This is a genomic window from Klebsiella sp. K5-204 (assembly GCF_030128585.1).
In the GTDB taxonomy this organism is placed as follows: Bacteria; Pseudomonadota; Gammaproteobacteria; order Enterobacterales; family Enterobacteriaceae; genus Klebsiella; species Klebsiella quasipneumoniae.
This window is the reverse complement of record NZ_JAKUZS010000003.1, coordinates 283,774-302,340: the sequence shown is the minus strand read 5'-3', so window position 1 is coordinate 302,340 and position 18,567 is coordinate 283,774. Positions and strand designations below refer to the sequence as shown.

Below are 18,567 nucleotides of genomic sequence, written 5' to 3'. Positions count from 1 at the left end.
TCCTCAGGCTGCGCCGACCAGCCAGAACCGGATCGCCATAAACAGCGCCAGCGCCAGGGTCGAAGACACCCACATCAGTCGAATCGTTCGGGAAATATCGTCTTCGGAAACGTCGCGCGTCGCCTCGCCAATCCACGGCTTCTCCACGCGCTGACCAAAGTAATCGTTAGGGCCGCCAAGCCGAATGCCGAGCGCCCCGGCGACGGCGGCCTCCGACCATCCGCAGTTTGGGCTGCTGTGGTTGTAGCGATCGCGCCAGCCGATGCGCAGCGCGCGGCCACTCGCTTCACCACAGAGGAGAGCGGCGAGGCTGATAAGCAGCCAGCTCAGGCGAGCGGGGATAAAGTTGGCGACATCATCAAGGCGGGCGCTAACCATGCCGATGGCGCGGTATTTTTCGTGCTTATAGCCGACCATCGAATCCAGGGTGTTGACCGCTTTATAGGCCATCGCCAGCGGCGCGCCGCCGAGCAGCAGGAAGAAGAGCGGCGCGATAATCCCGTCAACGGTGTTTTCCGCCACCGTCTCAACAACCGCGCGATTAATCTGCTGCGGCGCAAGCTGCGTCGTGTCGCGCCCGACAATCCATGAGAGTTTGACGCGGCTTTCCGCCAGATCCCCCGCGCGCAGCGGGCGCTCGACGTCCCGCGCCGACTGCGCCAGGCAGCGTCCGGCCAGCACGGTGAAAATCATCCAGACCTCAACCAGCCAGCCAAGCCACGGATGAATCCTCTGCGCCAGCGTCAGCACGCCCCAGCAGACGCTCCACGTTAGTCCGACCACAACTATCCACATCACCCCGCCGCCGACGCGCAGGGCGACATCGCTACGGCAATAGCGGCGCACGCCGCGCTGAACGGCGGCGATCAGGCTGCCAATCCAGCGCACCGGATGCGGCCAGCTCTGCGGATCGCCGATGATAAAATCGAGGAGCCAGGCAACGCCCCATGCCAGCAGCGTCATAGCGCGCTCCTTGCCGCAGCCAGCCAGTGGTTGAGCATGGTGGGACGCTGCGCAAAGTGCAGGTGCAGATAGCTGGCGAACGTGTTGCCTACCTGCCAGCCGCCGGACCACTGCTGAAGGGTCATACCGTCGCGGACCTTGCGGCAGGCCAGAACCGCCGGGGACTCGGGAGTAAAATCCGAGTAGTGAAATTCATGCCCGCGCAGGGTTTCGCCGGGCGCCGCCAGCAGCGTTTGCCGCATCGCCCGCGCCTCGCAGTAGCCAAAGCGGGTAAGCCGTTTGCCCATCTTGCTGTGGCCGGGGATCAGGTTGGCCATCGGATAGATGTCGCCGCTGGCGTCTTCCAGGGAGCTGCCGAGATACATCAGACCGCCGCATTCGGCGTAAATCGCCACCCCGCGCCGGTGCGCCTCCCGCAGCTGCGCCAGCATCGGCGTATTGGCCGCCAGCGCGGCGGCATGAATTTCCGGATAGCCGCCGCCGAACCAAATCATCTGGCACGGTGGCAGCTCGCTATCGCGCAGCGGGCTGAAGCGCGCGATATTCACTCCACAGCGTTCAAGCAGCGAGAGGTTATCCGGGTAGTAAAAGTTGAAGGCCTCGTCGTCGGCCAGCGCCAGCGTCAGGCCCGCGCCGGCGTCGGGCGACGGCAGCGCCGGCCACTCCCCGGCGGGCAGGGTGGTGAGCTGGCTAAGAGCAAGGAGCCGTTCAATATCCAGGGTTCGCGCCAGCGTGTGGGCAAAATCGCGCCACGGCTGCTGGTTAACCAGCGACTCGCGAGCGGTAACCAGCCCCAGATGGCGTTCGGGTAACGCCACCCCTTCCATTCGCGGTACGTAGCCGAGCACCGGCAGCCCGCAATAGCGTTCAATGGCGCCTTTGAGAAGCTGATAATGGGATTCGCTGTTGACGCGGTTGACGATAACGCCGGCAATGTTGAGGCTGGGGTCGAAGTGTTGAAATCCCATCACCGTGGCGGCGATGGAGGTGGAAACCGCTTTGCCATCTACCAGCAAAATGACCGGACAGCCGAGCTGTTTAGCCATCGCGGCGGTGCTGCAGTAGCCAGGGTCGGTACCGAAGCCGTCATAAAGCCCCATCACGCCCTCAATGACCGCGATATCCGCCCGCTGCATCTGTTCGCAAAATAGCGCGTTAAGCACCGGTTCCGGGAGCATAAAGCTGTCGAGGTTGCGGGAAGCGACGCCGCTGACGGCGGTGTGCCAGCCGGTGTCGAGGTAGTCCGGGCCGACTTTGCAGGGCTGAACCCGCATGCCGCGCTGCTTCAACAGGCTGAGCAGGCCAAGCGTGACCGTAGTTTTACCACAACCGCTGCCGGTTCCTGCGAGAATAAATGCGTGCTGCCTGGCTGCCATACCCCGATCCTGTGCCGGGTGGTAGGGCTGCGTGCATTCCCAGTCTTTCGACTGTACGCATCTGAGCAACCCACTTCCCACCGAAGTTGTTGATTATTACCGACAGGCAGGTCTTCTGGCTTAGCGTCATCCTTCCCCATCCTTCCCAATCCGCTAAGCAGATCAGTGGCTAAATATGGGTTCGTCAGCATCACAGCAGCGGGGGCTGCGGGGGATTTACACCCCCTTCCCTGGCGCCTGTCGGTTTAGTCCGTCATGATTCGAGCGGGATGAAATCCACTTGAATGATTCCCGGAACATCTTACGGAAGCCGGATGGCTTCCGTCGTGTTTAATTTTTAAATACCAAAGCTATTTCATTACGCCGATGGCGCGCTGAAAGCCATTTCGGATATCACTCTATCCCATCAAATAAATAAAAACTGGTGCAGTTTATCGTTCTCTCATTATTATTTTGTTGCGCTATGACAATTTATTGCTGTGAATGAGATATTTTCATTTTAGAATGAGCAGGATACGCGGGTATAACAAAAACCGGCGATAACAAATTATTGTCATTTAAACTGACTCAGTTTGTGATCTGGCGTTAATTTGCTGACGATAGGCCTGCGGAGTCACCTGATAGGCCTGGCGAAAAACTTTGCAAAAATAGCTGGTTTGCGAAAATCCTAAATTCCGCGCAATGCTGGCGATGCTCCAGTCGCTGTGGCATAGCAGCTCTTTGGCGCTCACCATCCGCTGATGGTTCACCCAGGCATTAAAGCCGATACCCTGATATTTTTTGAACAGCTTACTGAAGTAATAGGGGCTGAGATAAACGTGAGCGGCGACGTCTTCCAGGCGAAGCTCGTCGGATAAATGGGCGTCAATGTAGCGCAGCGCCTTCTTCATTTTGCTGTCATGAGGGCTGGCGACCCGGCTGGCGCGCGCAGGTTCCGGCTGCTGGGGATTATCTTTAATCACCACAAAGTTGAGCTGTTTTTTCAGGCAGTTTTCGACGATAAGCTTCAGTAAATCAGCAGAAGCAATCACTCTGGCGTAGTCCATTTCCGGCACGTCGCGAAACGCTTTAAGCAGCTCGGGGTCGGCCTGCCAGCGGTCATCCACGTTGAGAATATCGACCAGTTCAACATCGTTGCTTAAGCGCACCTGGCCGCAAAGCACAAAGCCCACAAGGTGCCCGGCAATGACCAGAGGAATGGAGAAATCGGTTAACCCGGCGTGGCAGCGGTAGATACAGAGCTGATCGGTTTTAGACGCCTCAAGCCCGCCGCAGCGGTCGCTCATTCGACAGCGGGTGCTGTGCTGGGGATGCTGGCGCATCAGCTGGCAAAAAGGGGTGAAGTTAAACAGTTCAGATATTTCATCACCATGAATATTGACGACCACCACCGCCAGACTGGTGGCCTGCGCAAAATCCTGTGCGATTTTATTAATGAGTTCTGAGTTCAGTGTGCTCGCAGAAATCATGATAAAACCTCTCAGTTAATTTTTTGTTATAAATAAAACATTTCTTTAATATTTACTTCCTTTCATCATCAATTACCGCCAACGATAAAAGAATAATACGATAGCAAAAGTCTCCCATCCGTGGGAGACGTTTTTGGCCAGTTCGTGATACCGGTTCATGAAAATTTTTGGCTATTTCAGCCGTGACCTTAATCCTCTAATTTACAGGTATTACACGGTAGATTATTACCAATCAGATAACGATAGATGGCCGCGCCGAGACAGGCGCCGATCAGTGGCGCAATAATCGGCACAATAAAGTACGGAATATCCCTTCCGCCGGTCATCGCGATATCGCCCCAACCCGCCATCCACGTAAACAGCTTCGGCCCAAAATCACGCGCCGGATTCATCGCAAAGCCGGTCAGCGGCCCGGTTGAAGCGCCAATGACCGCCACCAGCAGGCCGATCAGCAGCGGAGCCAGCGGCCCTTTCGGTACGCCGTTGCCGTCGTCGGTCAGCGCCATAATCATCCCCATCAGCATGGAGGTGATCACCACTTCAACCAGCGCCGCATGCCAGATGCTCAGCGATGCCGCCGGGTAGGTGCTGAAAATACTCGCCAGCTGCAGGCTCTCTACGCTGCCGCGCGCGATATGGTGGGCGGATTCAAACTCGGTAAACATCGTGCTGTACAGCACATAGGCCAGCACCGCGCCGCCAAAGGCGCCGGCAACCTGTGAAACGATATAGGGGAAGACTTTTCGGCCGGGAAAGCAGGCAAACAGCCATAACGCAACGGTCACCGCCGGGTTGAGATGCCCGCCGGATATTCCCGACGTCAGATAGACGGCAAGCGAGATCCCCAACCCCCAGATAATGCATATCTCCCACAGTCCGAGGCTGGCGCCCGCCACCTTTAACGCGCTCAGGCAGCCGATGCCGAAAAACAAAAACAGCCCGGTGCCCAGAAACTCGGCGGTACATTGCGCTTTTAACGAATCATTCATGGTGACACCTTCTTAGCAGAGTTCGTGTCCTGACCAGCCAACATCCTGCTGGCAGTAGAGTACAACGCGCACCACTATATGAACTCCCGTCCGCAAATTGTTGGCAACCTGCTGACGGCAGCCTCCGGAAAATTCGGGTATCAATAACAAATTATTGTCATTAAATAACGCAGAATTGCATTGCTCACGCGCGGCTTTCGCCATTATGCCACCGCCATGGCATGCAAAAATATTGCTAAAACCAGTTCAACGTTTTCCAACAAACATCACAAATCAGTTTCTCGCGCATAGCAGATTAAATTAAAATCGTCATGAACAAATTTGTAAATATGGAATATACAAAACAAGATAATCACATCAGAATAAATAAAAATAACAAATAACATCAAGCAGTTAAATAAATAAACGACAATTTTATATTATCCAATACCCACTATTTTTTCACCATCACATTGAAGTCAGCCATTCTTTTTCCTCGCATCTTCTTATAGTCCCCACTATCGGAACACTCCATGCGAGGTCTTTATGCAACAAGAAGCACTAGGAATGGTAGAAACCAAAGGCTTAACCGCAGCCATAGAGGCCGCTGATGCAATGGTTAAGTCAGCCAATGTGATGTTAGTGGGCTATGAAAAGATTGGCTCCGGGCTGGTAACCGTCATCGTGCGCGGCGACGTTGGCGCAGTAAAAGCGGCCACCGATGCGGGCGCCGCCGCCGCACGTAACGTGGGTGAAGTGAAAGCCGTACACGTCATCCCACGCCCTCACACCGATGTAGAAAAAATCTTACCGAAGGGAATTAGCCAATGAGCAGCAATGAGCTGGTTGAACAGATCATGGCTCAGGTGATTGCCCGCGTGGCAACGCCGGAACAGCAGGCCATCCCTACTGAAAACCATCCAATACGAGAGACGGCTATGGCAGAAAAAAGCTGCAGTTTAACGGAATTTGTCGGGACCGCTATTGGCGACACCCTGGGTCTGGTTATCGCCAACGTCGATACCGCCCTGCTGGACGCGATGAAGCTTGAAAAGCGCTATCGCTCCATCGGCATTCTCGGCGCCCGCACCGGCGCTGGCCCGCACATTATGGCGGCGGACGAAGCGGTGAAAGCCACCAACACCGAAGTGGTCAGCATTGAGCTGCCGCGCGATACCAAAGGCGGCGCGGGCCACGGTTCGTTGATTATTTTAGGCGGCAACGACGTGTCCGACGTTAAGCGCGGGATTGAAGTGGCGCTGAAAGAGCTCGACCGCACCTTCGGCGATGTTTACGGCAATGAAGCCGGACATATCGAGCTGCAGTACACCGCCCGCGCCAGCTACGCCCTGGAAAAAGCCTTCGGCGCGCCGATTGGCCGCGCCTGCGGCATTATCGTCGGCGCACCGGCCTCCGTTGGCGTGCTGATGGCCGATACCGCCCTGAAGTCAGCCAACGTGGAAGTCGTGGCGTATAGCTCTCCGGCGCACGGCACCAGCTTCAGTAACGAAGCCATCCTGGTGATTTCCGGCGACTCCGGCGCGGTCCGCCAGGCAGTCACCTCCGCGCGCGAAATCGGTAAAACCGTCCTTGCGACCCTCGGTTCTGAACCGAAAAACGATCGCCCGTCCTACATCTGATACCCACGAGGCTGATTCATGAGATCGAAAAGATTTGAAGCACTGGCGAAACGCCCTGTGAATCAGGACGGCTTCGTTAAGGAGTGGATCGAAGAAGGCTTTATCGCGATGGAAAGCCCGAACGATCCGAAACCGTCGATAAAAATCGTTAACGGCGCGGTGACCGAGCTGGACGGGAAACCGGTGAGCGATTTTGACCTGATCGACCACTTTATCGCCCGCTACGGTATCAACCTGAATCGCGCCGAAGAAGTGATGGCGATGGATTCGGTCAAGCTGGCCAACATGCTGTGCGATCCGAACGTTAAACGCAGCGAAATCGTCCCGCTGACCACCGCGATGACGCCGGCAAAAATTGTCGAAGTGGTTTCGCATATGAACGTCGTTGAGATGATGATGGCGATGCAGAAAATGCGCGCCCGCCGCACCCCGTCCCAGCAGGCGCACGTCACCAACGTCAAAGATAACCCGGTACAGATTGCCGCCGACGCCGCCGAAGGCGCATGGCGCGGATTTGACGAACAGGAAACCACCGTTGCGGTAGCGCGCTACGCGCCGTTCAACGCCATCGCGCTGCTGGTCGGCTCGCAGGTAGGCCGTCCGGGCGTACTGACTCAGTGCTCGCTGGAAGAAGCCACCGAGCTCAAGCTCGGCATGCTGGGCCACACCTGCTACGCCGAAACCATCTCTGTCTACGGTACCGAACCGGTCTTTACCGACGGCGACGACACGCCGTGGTCGAAGGGTTTCTTAGCCTCCTCCTACGCCTCTCGCGGTCTGAAAATGCGCTTCACCTCCGGCTCCGGCTCCGAAGTGCAGATGGGCTATGCCGAAGGCAAATCCATGCTTTACCTGGAAGCGCGCTGCATCTACATCACCAAAGCCGCGGGCGTACAGGGCCTGCAAAACGGTTCCGTTAGCTGCATCGGCGTGCCGTCTGCGGTGCCTTCCGGCATTCGCGCGGTGCTGGCGGAAAACCTGATCTGTTCGTCGCTGGATCTGGAGTGCGCCTCCAGTAACGACCAGACCTTCACCCACTCCGATATGCGTCGTACCGCGCGCCTGCTGATGCAGTTTCTGCCGGGGACCGACTTTATCTCTTCCGGTTATTCCGCGGTGCCGAACTACGACAACATGTTCGCCGGTTCCAACGAAGATGCCGAAGACTTTGACGACTACAACGTCATCCAGCGCGACCTGAAGGTGGACGGCGGTCTGCGTCCGGTTCGCGAAGAAGATGTTATTGCCATCCGTAATAAGGCTGCCCGCGCGCTGCAGGCCGTTTTTGCCGGAATGGGGCTGCCGCCGATTACCGATGAAGAAGTGGAAGCCGCGACCTACGCCCACGGTTCGAAAGATATGCCGGAGCGCAACATCGTCGAAGACATCAAGTTCGCCCAGGAAATCATCAATAAAAACCGCAACGGCCTGGAAGTAGTGAAAGCGCTGGCGCAGGGCGGGTTCACCGACGTTGCCCAGGACATGCTCAACATCCAGAAAGCCAAGCTGACCGGAGACTATCTGCATACCTCCGCAATTATCGTCGGCGATGGGCAGGTGCTGTCAGCCGTCAACGACGTTAACGACTATGCCGGTCCGGCAACGGGCTATCGCCTGCAGGGCGAACGCTGGGAAGAGATTAAAAACATCCCTGGCGCTCTTGATCCCAACGAGATTGATTAAGGGGTGAGAAATGGAAATTAATGAAAAATTGCTGCGCCAGATAATTGAAGACGTGCTCAGCGAGATGAAGGGCAGCGATAAACCCGTCTCGTTTACTGCGCCAGCGGCCTCCGCGGCGCCCCAGGCCACGCCGCCCGCCGGCGACGGCTTCCTGACGGAAGTGGGCGAAGCGCGTCAGGGAACCCAGCAGGACGAAGTGATTATCGCCGTCGGCCCGGCTTTCGGCCTGGCGCAGACCGTCAATATCGTCGGCATACCGCATAAGAGCATTTTGCGCGAAGTCATTGCCGGTATTGAAGAAGAAGGCATTAAGGCGCGCGTGATTCGCTGCTTTAAATCCTCCGACGTGGCCTTCGTCGCCGTTGAAGGCAATCGCCTGAGCGGTTCCGGCATCTCTATCGGCATCCAGTCAAAAGGCACCACGGTGATTCACCAGCAGGGGCTGCCGCCGCTCTCTAACCTGGAGCTGTTCCCCCAGGCGCCGCTGCTGACCCTGGAAACCTATCGCCAGATTGGTAAAAACGCCGCCCGCTATGCGAAACGCGAATCGCCGCAACCGGTCCCGACGCTGAACGACCAGATGGCGCGGCCAAAATACCAGGCGAAATCGGCCATTTTGCACATTAAAGAGACCAAGTACGTGGTAACGGGCAAAAACCCGCAGGAACTGCGCGTGGCGCTTTGATAAAGGATAACTCCATGAATACCGACGCAATTGAATCGATGGTGCGCGACGTATTAAGCCGCATGAACAGCCTGCAGGGCGAGGCGCCGACGGCGGCTCCGGCGGCAGACGGCACGTCCCGTAGCGCAAAGGTCAGCGACTACCCGCTGGCGAACAAACACCCGGAATGGGTGAAAACCGCCACCAATAAAACGCTGGACGACTTTACGCTGGAAAACGTGCTGAGCAATAAAGTCACCGCCCAGGATATGCGTATCACCCCGGAAACCCTGCGCTTACAGGCTTCTATCGCCAGGGACGCGGGCCGCGACCGGCTGGCGATGAACTTCGAACGCGCCGCCGAACTGACCGCGGTACCGGACGATCGCATTCTTGAAATCTACAACGCCCTTCGTCCGTATCGTTCCACCAAAGAAGAGCTGATGGCGATTGCCGACGATCTCGAAAGCCGCTATCAGGCGAAGATTTGCGCCGCTTTCGTTCGCGAGGCGGCCACGCTGTACGTCGAGCGTAAAAAACTCAAAGGCGACGATTAAGGATTTCGTATGCGATATATAGCTGGCATTGATATCGGCAACTCATCGACGGAAGTCGCCCTGGCGACTCTGAATGAGGCTGGCACGCTGACAATCACCCACAGCGCGCTGGCGGAAACCACCGGGATCAAAGGCACGTTGCGTAACGTGTTCGGTATTCAGGAGGCGCTCGCCCTCGTCGCCAGAGGCGCCGGGATCGCCGTCAGCGATATTTCGCTCATCCGCATTAATGAAGCTACGCCGGTGATTGGCGATGTGGCGATGGAAACCATTACCGAGACCATCATCACCGAATCGACCATGATCGGCCATAACCCGAAAACGCCCGGCGGCGCGGGGCTTGGCGTGGGCATCACCATTACGCCGCAGGAGCTGTTAACCCGCCCGGCGGACGCGCCCTATATCCTGGTGGTGTCGTCGGCGTTCGATTTTGCCGATATCGCCAGCGTGATTAACGCTTCCCTGCGCGCCGGATATCAGATTACCGGCGTCATTTTGCAACGCGACGATGGCGTACTGGTCAGCAACCGGCTGGAAAAACCGCTGCCGATTGTTGACGAAGTGCTGTACATCGACCGCATTCCGCTGGGAATGCTGGCGGCAATTGAGGTCGCCGTCCCGGGGAAGGTTATCGAAACGCTCTCTAACCCCTACGGCATCGCCACCGTATTCCACCTCAACGCCGAGGAGACGAAAAACATCGTCCCGATGGCCCGGGCGCTGATTGGCAACCGTTCCGCCGTGGTGGTCAAAACGCCATCCGGTGACGTCAAAGCGCGTGCGATACCCGCCGGTAACCTTGAGCTGCTGGCCCAGGGCCGGAGCGTACGCGTAGACGTTGCCGCTGGCGCCGAAGCCATCATGAAAGCGGTCGACGGCTGCGGCAAGCTCGATAACGTCACCGGCGAGTCGGGGACCAATATCGGCGGCATGCTGGAACACGTGCGCCAGACCATGGCCGAGCTGACCAACAAGCCCAGCAGCGAAATATTCATTCAGGACCTGCTGGCCGTCGATACCTCGGTGCCGGTGAGCGTCACCGGCGGTCTTGCCGGGGAGTTCTCGCTGGAGCAGGCCGTGGGCATCGCCTCAATGGTGAAATCGGATCGTTTGCAGATGGCGATGATTGCCCGCGAAATCGAGCAGAAGCTCAATATCGACGTGCAGATCGGCGGCGCCGAGGCCGAAGCCGCCATTCTGGGCGCGCTGACCACGCCGGGTACCACCCGACCGCTGGCGATCCTCGACCTCGGCGCAGGCTCCACCGATGCCTCCATCATCAACCCCAAAGGCGAAATCATCGCCACTCACCTCGCCGGAGCTGGCGATATGGTGACGATGATTATTGCCCGCGAGCTGGGGCTGGAAGACCGCTATCTGGCGGAAGAGATCAAGAAGTATCCGCTGGCCAAGGTGGAAAGTCTGTTCCATTTACGCCACGAGGACGGCAGCGTGCAGTTCTTCTCCACGCCGCTGCCCCCCGCCGTATTCGCCCGCGTCTGCGTGGTGAAACCGGACGAACTGGTGCCGCTACCCGGCGACTTAGCGCTGGAAAAAGTACGCGCCATTCGCCGCAGCGCCAAAGAGCGGGTCTTTGTCACCAACGCCCTGCGCGCACTGCGTCAGGTCAGCCCCACCGGCAACATTCGCGATATTCCGTTCGTGGTGCTGGTCGGCGGTTCGTCGCTGGATTTCGAGGTCCCGCAGTTGGTCACCGATGCGCTGGCGCACTACCGCCTGGTTGCCGGGCGGGGAAATATTCGCGGCAGCGAGGGCCCCAGAAACGCGGTGGCCACCGGCCTGATTCTCTCCTGGCATAAGGAGTTCGCGCATGGACAGTAATCACAGCACCCCGGCTATTGTGATCGCCGCCATCGACGGTTGCGACGGCCTGTGGCGCGACGTGCTGCTGGGTATCGAAGAGGAAGGCATTCCTTTCCTGCTCCAGCATCACCCGGCCGGGGATGTCGTGGACAGCGCCTGGCAGGCGGCGCGCAGCTCGCCGCTACTGGTGGGCATCGCCTGCGATCGCCATACGCTGGTCGTGCACTACAAGAATTTACCCGCATCGGCGCCGCTTTTTACGCTGATGCATCATCAGGACAGTCAGGCCCAACGTAACACCGGTAATAACGCGGCACGGCTGGTCAAAGGGATCCCGTTCCGGGATCTGAATAGCTAAGCAACAGGAGAACAGCAGTATGAATAACGCACTGGGACTGGTTGAAACAAAAGGGTTAGTAGGCGCCATTGAGGCCGCCGATGCGATGGTGAAATCGGCCAACGTGCAGCTGGTCGGCTACGAAAAAATTGGCTCGGGTCTGGTGACCGTCATGGTTCGCGGCGATGTCGGCGCGGTCAAAGCGGCAGTAGATGCGGGCAGCGCGGCGGCAAGCGTCGTAGGCGAAGTGAAATCCTGCCACGTGATCCCGCGTCCGCACAGCGACGTCGAGGCCATTTTACCGAAATCAGCCTGATTGATGGCGAATAAGGAGCACCGCGTGAAGCAATCACTGGGATTACTTGAAGTTTGTGGTCTGGCACTGGCTGTTAGCTGCGCCGATATCATGGCGAAATCCGCTTCTATCACGCTGGTCGCCCTCGAAAAGACCAATGGTTCAGGCTGGACGGTCATTAAAATTACCGGTGATGTGGCCTCAGTACAGGCGGCCATCACCACCGGTGCACAGTTTGCCGAACAGCGAAACGGTCTGGTGGCTCATAAAGTCATCGCCAGACCCGGAGAAGGGATCCTGCCCGCAGAGGCTCCCCCACTCTCTGTCATGGAACCTGAGCCTGAAGAGTCAAAGACGGCTAATGTCGTTTCTGAAGCGCCAGCAGAAGAGCCCCTCCAGCAACAAGGCGTGGTCAGCTGCAACCTGTGCCTGGATCCAAAATGTCCGCGCCAGAAGGGCGAGCCGCGCACCCTTTGCATTCATCCCGGCAAGCGAGGTGAAGCGTAATGGATAAACAGCTTCTCGAATCAACGGTCAGTAAAGTCCTCGACGAGATGCGTCTGCGGCCCATTCCGCTGGGGGTTTCAAATCGTCATATCCACCTGTCGGCGTCGGATTATGAACGCCTGTTTCCTGGCCATCCCATCAGCGAGAAAAAAGCGCTGCTGCAGCCGGGACAGTACGCTGCGGAGCAAACCGTCACCCTGGTAGGGCCGAAGGGGCAGCTTAAAAATGTGCGCCTGCTCGGCCCACTGCGTTCGGTAAGCCAGGTGGAAATATCGCGTACCGATGCCAGAACCCTGGGGGTTGCGGCGCCGCTGAGAATGTCTGGCGATCTGAAAGGGACGCCGGGCATCCGTCTGGTCAGCCCCTATGGCGAACTGACGCTCTCGTCAGGGGTTATCGTCGCGCAGCGGCATATTCATATGTCGCCGCTCGATGCGCTGATCCTGCGGGTTTCCCACGGCGATAGGGTCTCCGTGGCCATTGAAGGCGACGAGCGCGGGCTGATTTTCAACAACGTGGCGATTCGCGTTTCACCGGATATGCGTCTCGAAATGCACATTGATACCGATGAAGCCAACGCCGCCGGCGCCGATAATCCGCAGGCCTTTGCCCGGCTGGTAGGCCCGCGATGAACGGCGAAGTTCTGCAGCGCATCGTGGAGGAAATCGTCTCCAGGCTGCAGCGTCGCGCCCACAGCACGGCGACGCTGAGCGTTGCGCAGCTGCGCGATGCCGACTGCCCCGGGCTGTTCAGCCAGCACGCCTCGCTGCGCATCCTGCTTGTCGACCTGCCGCTGCTGGGCCAGTTGACGGAGGCGGAAACCGACGATCCTGCGGCCCGGACAATTCACGACGCGCTGGCTTTCGGCATCCGCGTGCAGCTCACCCTGCACAGTCAGCTGCTGCCGGTTATCCCGGTCAAAAAACTGGCGCGCCTGCCGGCGATCTTCACCGACGAGCGCGGGCTGCCGCTGATCCTGCACGCAGGATCGGTGCTGAGCTATCGCGACGTCGCGCAGCTGGGCCAGGGTCGCCTGGTTATCCACCGCAAATGCATCGTGACCGCGCTGGCGCGCGAAGCGGCACAGGCGCGGCATATTCAATTAATTAAGCAGGAGTAAATCATGCATCTGGCACGAGTCACGGGCGCGGTTGTCTCCACGCAAAAATCGCCTTCCCTGATCGGCAAAAAGCTGCTGCTGGTGCGGCGGGTCAGCGCCGATGGCGAGCTTCCCGCCTCGCCGACCTCCGGCGATGAAGTCGCCGTGGATTCCGTCGGCGCGGGGATCGGCGAGCTGGTTCTGCTCAGCGGCGGCTCCAGCGCCAGGCACGTTTTTTCCGGGCCAAACGAGGCCATCGACCTCGCCGTTGTCGGCATTGTCGATACGCTTTCACGTTAAGGAGCGAATATGGCGATTTATACCCGAACGGGCGACGCTGGCACCACCTCACTCTTTACCGGCCAGCGGGTGAGTAAAACCCACCCGCGGGTTGAAGCCTACGGCACGCTGGATGAGCTGAACGCCGCGCTGAGCCTGTGCGCCTGCGCCGCCGCGGATGAAAATCACCGCGCCTTACTTGAGGCCATCCAGCAGCAGCTTTTTTGGTTTAGCGCAGAACTGGCCAGCGACAACGAACGGCCGTCACCGAAACAGCGCTACATCAGCAGCGAAGAGATTTCCGCTCTGGAAGCCGCCATCGATCGGGCCATGGCCCGCGTCGAACCGCTGCACAGTTTTATTTTACCCGGCCGCTGCGAAGCCGCGAGCCGCCTGCATTTTGCCCGCACGCTGGCCCGCCGGGCCGAACGACGACTGGTTGAGCTGGCGGCGGAAGTCAACGTGCGCCAGGTGCTGATGCGCTACATCAATCGCTTGTCAGACTGCCTGTACGCCCTGGCGCGCGCGGAAGATAGCGATGCGCACCAGAACAACATCATTCGTGAAGTGAGCCGGCGCTATCTGGCCGTCACTCAGCCGAGCCGCAGCAAGGAGACGACGCCCCTGGCCCTTTCATTCCACGATCTGCACCAGCTCACCCGCGCCGCCGTTGAGCGCGCGCAGCAGCTTCAGGTTCCGGTGGTGATCAGCATCGTTGACGCACACGGCACCGAAACCGTGACCTGGCGGATGCCGGACGCCCTGCTGGTCAGCAGCGAACTGGCGCCGAAAAAAGCCTGGACCGCGGTGGCGATGAAAACGGCGACCCATGAGCTGAGCGAGGCCGTTCAGCCGGGCGCCGCGCTTTATGGCCTCGAAACGCATTTGCAGGGAAAAGTGGTTACCTTTGGCGGCGGTTACGCCCTGTGGCGCGACGGCTCATTAATTGGGGGTCTTGGCATCAGCGGCGGCAGCGTTGAACAGGACATGGATATAGCACAGACCGCCATCGCGGCCATTAACGTGGGAACTCATCAATGAATACTTCTGAACTCGAAACGCTTATTCGCACCATTCTTAGCGAACAGTTAACCCCAGCCCAAACGCCAAACCCGGCGCAGGGCAAAGGGATTTTTCAGTCCGTGAGCGAGGCCATTGATGCCGCGCATCAGGCGTTCTTACGTTATCAGCAGTGCCCGCTAAAAACCCGCAGCGCCATCATTAGCGCAATGCGTCAGGAGCTGACGCCGCATCTGGCCGCCCTGGCGGAAGAGAGCGCCAATGAAACGGGGATGGGCAACAAAGAAGATAAATTTTTGAAAAACAAAGCTGCGCTGGACAACACGCCGGGCGTGGAAGATCTCACCACCACGGCACTGACCGGCGACGGCGGCATGGTGCTGTTTGAGTATTCGCCGTTTGGCGTTATCGGGTCGGTCGCACCGAGCACCAACCCGACGGAAACCATCATTAATAACAGCATCAGCATGCTGGCGGCGGGCAATAGCGTCTACTTCAGCCCGCATCCGGGAGCAAAAAAGGTCTCACTGAAGCTGATTAGCATGATTGAAGAGATTGTTTTCCGCTGCTGCGGCATCCGCAATCTGGTGGTTACCGTAGCAGAACCCACTTTCGAAGCCACCCAGCAGATGATGGCCCATCCGCGCATTGCGGTTCTGGCCATTACCGGCGGCCCGGGTATTGTGGCGATGGGCATGAAGAGCGGTAAGAAAGTCATTGGCGCTGGCGCGGGTAACCCGCCCTGCATCGTTGATGAAACGGCGGATCTGGTTAAAGCGGCGGAAGATATCATCAACGGCGCCTCGTTCGATTACAACCTGCCCTGCATTGCCGAGAAGAGCCTGATTGTGGTGGAGAGCGTCGCCGAACGTCTGGTGCAGCAAATGCAAACCTTCGGCGCGCTGCTGCTGGGCCCGGCCGACACCGACAGACTCCGGGCCGCCTGCCTGCCTGAAGGCCAGGCGAATAAAAAACTGGTCGGCAAAAGCCCATCAGCCATGCTCGAAGCGGCCGGGATCGCCGTTCCGTCGAAAGCGCCGCGTCTACTGATAGCGCTGGTTAACGCCGACGATCCGTGGGTTACCAGCGAGCAGCTGATGCCGATGCTGCCGATAGTGAAAGTTAGCGATTTCGATAGCGCGCTGGCCCTGGCGCTGAAGGTTGAAGAGGGACTGCATCATACCGCCATTATGCACTCGCAGAACGTGTCGCGCCTGAACCTCGCGGCCCGCACCCTGCAAACCTCGATATTCGTCAAGAACGGCCCCTCTTATGCCGGGATCGGCGTCGGCGGCGAAGGCTTTACCACCTTTACTATCGCCACGCCGACCGGTGAAGGGACAACCTCGGCGCGCACGTTTGCCCGCTCCCGTCGCTGCGTGCTGACCAACGGCTTTTCCATTCGCTAACCGAGGTCGCGATGAAAACTTTCTCACTACAAACGCGGTTGTACAGCGGTCAGGGTAGCCTGGCGGTGCTCAAACGCTTTACCAACAAGCACATCTGGATTATCTGCGATGGCTTTCTGGCGCGCTCGCCGCTGCTGGAAACCCTGCGTCAGGCGTTGCCCGCAGATAACCGCATTAGCGTCTTTAGCGAGATAACCCCGGACCCCACTATCCACACCGTGGTACAGGGCATTGCGCAAATGCAGGCCCTGCAGCCGCAGGTGGTCATCGGCTTCGGCGGCGGATCGGCAATGGATGCGGCGAAAGCTATCGTCTGGTTCAGTCAGCAGAGCGGCATCAGCATCGAAACCTGCGTGGCCATACCGACCACCAGCGGTACCGGTTCAGAAGTGACCAGCGCCTGCGTAATTAGCGATCCGGATAAAGGCATCAAGTACCCGCTGTTCAACAATGCGCTCTATCCCGATATGGCGATCCTTGACCCGGAGCTGGTGGTCAGCGTGCCGCCGCAGATTACGGCCAACACCGGCATGGACGTGCTGACCCACGCGCTGGAGGCGTGGGTCTCTCCGCACGCCAGCGACTTTACCGACGCGCTGGCGGAAAAAGCCGCCAAACTGGTGTTCCAGTATCTGCCCACGGCGGTGGAAAAAGGCGACTGCGTGGCGACGCGCGGGAAAATGCACAATGCCTCAACGCTTGCCGGGATGGCGTTCAGCCAGGCGGGGCTGGGGCTTAACCATGCTATCGCCCACCAGCTTGGCGGGCAGTTTCATCTCCCGCACGGACTGGCCAACGCGCTGCTGTTAACCGCGGTTATCCGCTTTAACGCCGGTCATCCGCGCGCCGGAAAACGCTACGCGCGGCTGGCCAAAGCCTGCGGCTTTTGTCCGGCAGACGCCAGCGATAGTACGGCGATCAATGCGCTGATCCAGCAAATCGAACGGCTCAAGCAGCGCTGTGCGCTGCCGTCACTGGCGGTCGCGCTGAAAGAGGGACGTGCCGAGTACTCAGCGCGCATTCCGGCCATGGTGCAGGCCGCACTGGCTGACGTGACCTTGCGTACGAATCCTCGCCCGGCCAGCGCCGGGGAAATTCAGGAACTGCTGGAGGAACTGCTATGAGTACCGCCGTCAACGCTGTTGAAATGGCCAGAAGCGCCGAGGAGATCCGCGAGCGCGTGCGCGCTGCGGGCGTAGTCGGCGCGGGTGGAGCGGGTTTTCCCGCCCACGTGAAGCTGCAGGCGCAGGTGGAGATCTTTCTGGTTAACGCCGCCGAGTGCGAACCGATGCTCAAGGTCGACCAGCAGCTAATGTGGCAGCAGGCTGCACGTCTGGTCCGCGGCGTGCAGTACGCGATGACGGCAACCGGCGCGCGCGAAGGGGTGATTGCCCTGAAAGAGAAGTACCGCCGGGCTATCGACGCCCTCACCCCGCTGCTGCCTGCCGGTATTCGCCTGCATATTCTGCCGGATGTCTATCCCGCAGGCGATGAGGTGCTGACTATCTGGTTAGCTACCGGTCGACGGGTCGCACCCGCCGCGCTGCCAGCCAGCGTTGGGGTCGTGGTGAATAACGTACAAACGGTGCTCAATATTGCCCGTGCGGTTGAGCAGCAGTTTCCGGTGACCCGCCGCACGCTAACCGTTAACGGCGCGGTCGCCCGACCGCTGACCGTCACCGTCCCCATCGGCATGCCGCTGCGCGAAGTGCTGGCGCTGGCGGGCGGCGCGACGGTCGACGACCCCGGTTTTATTAACGGTGGCCCGATGATGGGCGGCCTGATGACTGCTCTCGATAGCCCGGTAACCAAAACTACCGGCGGCCTGCTGGTGCTGCCCAAAAGCCATCCGCTTATCCAGCGGCGGATGCAGGACGAGCGCACGGTGCTTTCCGTGGCCCGTACCGTCTGCGAACAGTGTCGCCTGTGTACCGATCTCTGCCCACGGCATCTGATCGGCCACGAACTCTCCCCGCACCTGCTGGTGCGGGCGGTGAACTTTCATCAGGCCGCCACGCCCCAGCTGCTGCTGAGCGCGCTCACCTGTTCGGAATGCAACGTCTGCGAAAGCGTGGCCTGCCCGGTAGGGATCTCGCCGATGCGCATCAACCGCATGCTGAAACGCGAGCTGCGCGCGCAAAACCAGCGCTATGAAGGGCCGCTCTATCCGGCCGACGAAATGGCGAAATATCGCCTCGTGCCGGTGAAGCGACTGATCGCCAAACTGGGGCTGAGCCCCTGGTATCAGGAGGCGCCGCTGGTGGAAGACGAACCGGCAGTAGAAACAGTGACGTTGCAGTTGCGCCAGCATATCGGCGCCAGCGCGGTAGCGAACGTTGCAGTGGGCGACCGCGTTACGCGCGGGCAATGCGTTGCTGATATTCCGGCAGGCGCATTAGGCGCGCCGGTTCACGCCAGCATCGACGGCGTGGTTGCGGCCATCAGCGAACAGGCCATCACGGTGGTAAGAGGTTAAC

The 18,567-nt window shown here is 59.1% G+C and carries 20 protein-coding genes and 1 riboswitch; of the genes, 16 read left to right on the top strand and 4 right to left on the bottom strand.

The genetic code is table 11. The features are described from left to right. Nucleotides 1-3: 3 nt before the first annotated feature. The 4 genes from cbiB to pduF all read right to left on the bottom strand — a co-directional run bounded on the left by cbiB (nt 4) and on the right by pduF (nt 4,797). A complete protein-coding gene (gene cbiB / locus MKR05_RS10155; RefSeq protein ID WP_248569151.1) occupies nt 4-963 on the bottom strand; it encodes an adenosylcobinamide-phosphate synthase CbiB in 960 nt (319 codons plus the stop codon). Beyond that, complete coding sequence (locus tag MKR05_RS10150) at nt 960-2,339, bottom strand: cobyrinate a,c-diamide synthase (protein WP_101866455.1); 1,380 nt, start codon at nt 2,337-2,339, stop codon at nt 960-962. Before MKR05_RS10150 ends, cbiB begins: the two co-directional genes overlap by 4 nt. Before the next feature lie 87 nt (nt 2,340-2,426). Further along, a riboswitch (cobalamin riboswitch) is annotated at nt 2,427-2,595 on the bottom strand. Nucleotides 2,596-2,896: 301 nt separating this feature from the next. Further along, entirely contained in the window at nt 2,897-3,808 is a 912-nt protein-coding gene (gene pocR, locus MKR05_RS10145; RefSeq protein WP_023290877.1) for a transcriptional regulator PocR, read from the bottom strand. A 188-nt stretch (nt 3,809-3,996) separates the two neighbouring features. Beyond that, the gene (gene pduF / locus MKR05_RS10140; protein ID WP_004105118.1) at nt 3,997-4,797 is read right to left on the bottom strand and encodes a propanediol diffusion facilitator PduF; all 801 of its coding nucleotides are present in this window, start codon (nt 4,795-4,797) and stop codon (nt 3,997-3,999) included. 525 nt (nt 4,798-5,322) lie between these two features. Here pduF and pduA point away from each other — a divergent pair. The 16 genes from pduA to pduS are packed head-to-tail and all read left to right on the top strand — an operon-like array spanning nt 5,323 to nt 18,566. Further along, entirely contained in the window at nt 5,323-5,607 is a 285-nt protein-coding gene (gene pduA, locus MKR05_RS10135) for a propanediol utilization microcompartment protein PduA (protein ID WP_001183618.1), read from the top strand. After that, complete coding sequence (gene pduB / locus MKR05_RS10130; protein ID WP_004105122.1) at nt 5,604-6,416, top strand: propanediol utilization microcompartment protein PduB; 813 nt, start codon at nt 5,604-5,606, stop codon at nt 6,414-6,416. Before pduA ends, pduB begins: the two co-directional genes overlap by 4 nt. 18 nt (nt 6,417-6,434) lie before the next feature. Continuing rightward, a complete protein-coding gene (pduC, locus tag MKR05_RS10125; protein WP_004105132.1) occupies nt 6,435-8,099 on the top strand; it encodes a propanediol dehydratase large subunit PduC in 1,665 nt (554 codons plus the stop codon). Between the two features lie 10 nt (nt 8,100-8,109). Further along, complete coding sequence (gene pduD, locus MKR05_RS10120) at nt 8,110-8,784, top strand: propanediol dehydratase medium subunit PduD (protein ID WP_023290878.1); 675 nt, start codon at nt 8,110-8,112, stop codon at nt 8,782-8,784. A gap of 14 nt (nt 8,785-8,798) precedes the next feature. Beyond that, a complete protein-coding gene (gene pduE / locus MKR05_RS10115) occupies nt 8,799-9,320 on the top strand; it encodes a propanediol dehydratase small subunit PduE (protein WP_101866537.1) in 522 nt (173 codons plus the stop codon). A 9-nt stretch (nt 9,321-9,329) separates the two neighbouring features. Further along, entirely contained in the window at nt 9,330-11,162 is a 1,833-nt protein-coding gene (gene pduG / locus MKR05_RS10110) for a propanediol dehydratase reactivase alpha subunit PduG (protein WP_072420542.1), read from the top strand. Further along, nucleotides 11,152-11,502 carry a propanediol dehydratase reactivase beta subunit PduH gene (pduH, locus tag MKR05_RS10105; RefSeq protein WP_101867367.1) on the top strand — a complete coding sequence of 117 codons (351 nt, stop codon included), beginning with the start codon at nt 11,152-11,154 and terminating at the stop codon, nt 11,500-11,502. Before pduG ends, pduH begins: the two co-directional genes overlap by 11 nt. A 19-nt stretch (nt 11,503-11,521) precedes the next feature. Continuing rightward, a complete protein-coding gene (pduJ, locus tag MKR05_RS10100) occupies nt 11,522-11,797 on the top strand; it encodes a propanediol utilization microcompartment protein PduJ (RefSeq protein ID WP_001057755.1) in 276 nt (91 codons plus the stop codon). Between the two features lie 3 nt (nt 11,798-11,800). Then, nucleotides 11,801-12,283, top strand: coding sequence for a BMC domain-containing protein (locus tag MKR05_RS10095; protein ID WP_284118230.1), 483 nt, complete (start codon nt 11,801-11,803; stop codon nt 12,281-12,283). Next, entirely contained in the window at nt 12,283-12,915 is a 633-nt protein-coding gene (locus tag MKR05_RS10090) for a phosphate propanoyltransferase (protein ID WP_004115022.1), read from the top strand. The genes MKR05_RS10095 and MKR05_RS10090 overlap by 1 nt, the downstream gene beginning before the upstream one ends. Further along, complete coding sequence (gene pduM, locus MKR05_RS10085) at nt 12,912-13,403, top strand: microcompartment protein PduM (protein ID WP_101866644.1); 492 nt, start codon at nt 12,912-12,914, stop codon at nt 13,401-13,403. The genes MKR05_RS10090 and pduM overlap by 4 nt, the downstream gene beginning before the upstream one ends. 3 nt (nt 13,404-13,406) lie before the next feature. Next, entirely contained in the window at nt 13,407-13,682 is a 276-nt protein-coding gene (pduN, locus tag MKR05_RS10080) for a propanediol utilization microcompartment protein PduN (RefSeq protein WP_000549823.1), read from the top strand. 9 nt (nt 13,683-13,691) lie between these two features. Continuing rightward, a complete protein-coding gene (gene pduO, locus MKR05_RS10075; protein WP_101866645.1) occupies nt 13,692-14,702 on the top strand; it encodes a two-domain cob(I)yrinic acid a,c-diamide adenosyltransferase PduO in 1,011 nt (336 codons plus the stop codon). Further along, a complete protein-coding gene (pduP, locus tag MKR05_RS10070) occupies nt 14,699-16,090 on the top strand; it encodes a CoA-acylating propionaldehyde dehydrogenase PduP (RefSeq protein ID WP_072413521.1) in 1,392 nt (463 codons plus the stop codon). The genes pduO and pduP overlap by 4 nt, the downstream gene beginning before the upstream one ends. A gap of 11 nt (nt 16,091-16,101) precedes the next feature. Then, nucleotides 16,102-17,214: a 1-propanol dehydrogenase PduQ gene (gene pduQ, locus MKR05_RS10065; protein ID WP_004105190.1), complete on the top strand. Its 1,113-nt coding sequence runs from the start codon at nt 16,102-16,104 to the stop codon at nt 17,212-17,214. Beyond that, entirely contained in the window at nt 17,211-18,566 is a 1,356-nt protein-coding gene (gene pduS / locus MKR05_RS10060; RefSeq protein ID WP_238875608.1) for a cobalamin reductase PduS, read from the top strand. Before pduQ ends, pduS begins: the two co-directional genes overlap by 4 nt. The last annotated feature ends 1 nt before the right edge of the window (nt 18,567 follow it).